Raw genomic sequence first — 1,606 nt, 5'->3', positions numbered from 1 at the left:
GTCGTGGCCGGCCACGTCGCCGCGGCCGACGGCGAGCGCGGCGTGCTCGCCGGCCTGACCGAGCTGGGCCTCGACGACGTCGTCGAGGTCGTCCGGGCCGACGGCACCGTCGTGCCCTACCGCGTGACCACGCGGGAGGCCGTCGAGAAGACGGCCCTGCCGGTCGCCGCGCTCTTCGACGAGGACGGGCCAGAGCGGCTCGTGCTCGTCACCTGCGGCGGCCCCTACCTGCGCGACGTCGGCGCCCACCGGGACAACGTCGTCGTCGTCGCCGAGCCCCTCTGAGGCCGGCCCGTGCGCCGGCGGCCCGCTCCCGACGTCCCGGGAGCCGCCCTCGGCGCGGTGCCCGACCCGCTCCCGGGGTGCCCACGGCCGCTCGCGCTGGCTACGGTCCCTGCCGTGGCGGCTGAGCGCGGGGACGGCGTGGGCGGGCTCCCCGGCGCCCTCCCGCGCACCGCGTCCGACCACGGTCCGCTCCCGACGGACTCCGCCCGCGGGGTCGACTCCGGCGGGGCCGACCCCCCTCCGCCCGGGCGGACCGCGGGCCTCGGCGCCCGGGGCGGGGAGCCCCCGGTGACCGCGCCGGGTGACGACGGCGGCCGGGACCGGGAGCCCGTCGGCACGGCCACCGACGACCAGGGGACCCGCGACGCGGAGCTCGCCGCGGCTTTCGCGGCCGGGTCCGAGGACGGCCTGCGCGGAGCCTTCGAGCGGTGGGCGCCCCTCGTGCACGGCCTCGCCGCCCGCGCCCTGCAGGACGCCGCCGAGGCGGAGGACGTCACGCAGCAGGTCTTCGTGGCCGCGTGGCAGGGGCGCGACAGGTACCGCCCCGCCGACGGGCCCCTGGGCGCCTGGCTGACGGGCATCACGCGGCACAAGCTGGCGGACGCCCACGCGGCCCGCGAGCGGCGCCGCCGCGTCGTCGAGCGCAGCGCGGGCGTGGCCCCGCGCGAGCAGGGGCCGGGCGGGCCCGACGAGCACGTGCAGGACCTCGTCGACCGGGTGGTCGTCGCCGAGCACGTGGCCTCGCTCGGCGAGCCCGCGCAGCAGATCGTCCGGCTGGCGTTCTTCGCCGACCTCACGCACGTCCAGATCGCCGAGCAGCTCCGAATGCCCCTCGGCACGGTCAAGAGCCACATCCGGCGCGCGCTGCGCCGCATGCGCGAGCAGATGGAGGAGGGTCGCGATGCACGCTGACGACGACGCCCTCTGGGCGCTCGCGCTCGTGGCGCAGCCCGGGGAGCACGACGACGCCGACCCGGGTTCGACGGCGGACTCCGCGACGGGCTCCGCAGCAGGGCGGGGCGCCGCCACCGGCACGGCGGACCGGGCTGCGGCCGAGCGCGCCGAGGTCGTCGACGACGAGCTGCGCGCGCACGTGGACGGCTGCCCCGCCTGCTCGACGGAGCTGGCCGCCCGTCGCCGGGTCGTCGCGGCCGGTCGCCGCCCCCCGGAGCACCTCGAGCTGCGCCCGCCGCAGCGGGTGCTCGACGGCGTCCTCGCGCAGGTCGGCCTCGCCCGGCCCTCCCGGGTTCACGAGCAGCGACCCGATCCGCTCGCCGGGGTCCCCGGCCGGCACGCGGCTGACGGCCAGCTCCAGGGCCTC

Annotated in this window: 2 protein-coding genes and 1 pseudogene; all 3 read left to right on the top strand. The window is 79.5% G+C overall.

Annotated elements, in window-relative coordinates; translation table 11 throughout:
- On the top strand, positions 1-285 hold a 285-nt coding region (locus tag HLB09_RS16880), incomplete at its 5' end, for a class F sortase (RefSeq protein ID WP_171204451.1).
- Positions 286-573: 288 nt separating this feature from the next.
- Complete coding sequence (locus HLB09_RS16875) at positions 574-1,197, top strand: RNA polymerase sigma factor (RefSeq protein WP_171204450.1); 624 nt, start codon at positions 574-576, stop codon at positions 1,195-1,197.
- Positions 1,187-1,606, top strand: a pseudogene (locus HLB09_RS16870) (hypothetical protein); the annotation flags it as partial. The gene HLB09_RS16875 and the pseudogene HLB09_RS16870, both read left to right, overlap by 11 nt.

It is taken from the genome of Pseudokineococcus marinus, assembly GCF_013004605.1.
Taxonomy (GTDB): domain Bacteria; phylum Actinomycetota; class Actinomycetes; order Actinomycetales; family Quadrisphaeraceae; genus Pseudokineococcus; species Pseudokineococcus marinus.
Note: the sequence above shows the minus strand (reverse complement) of the source record. Positions and strands in the feature narration are given on the sequence as shown.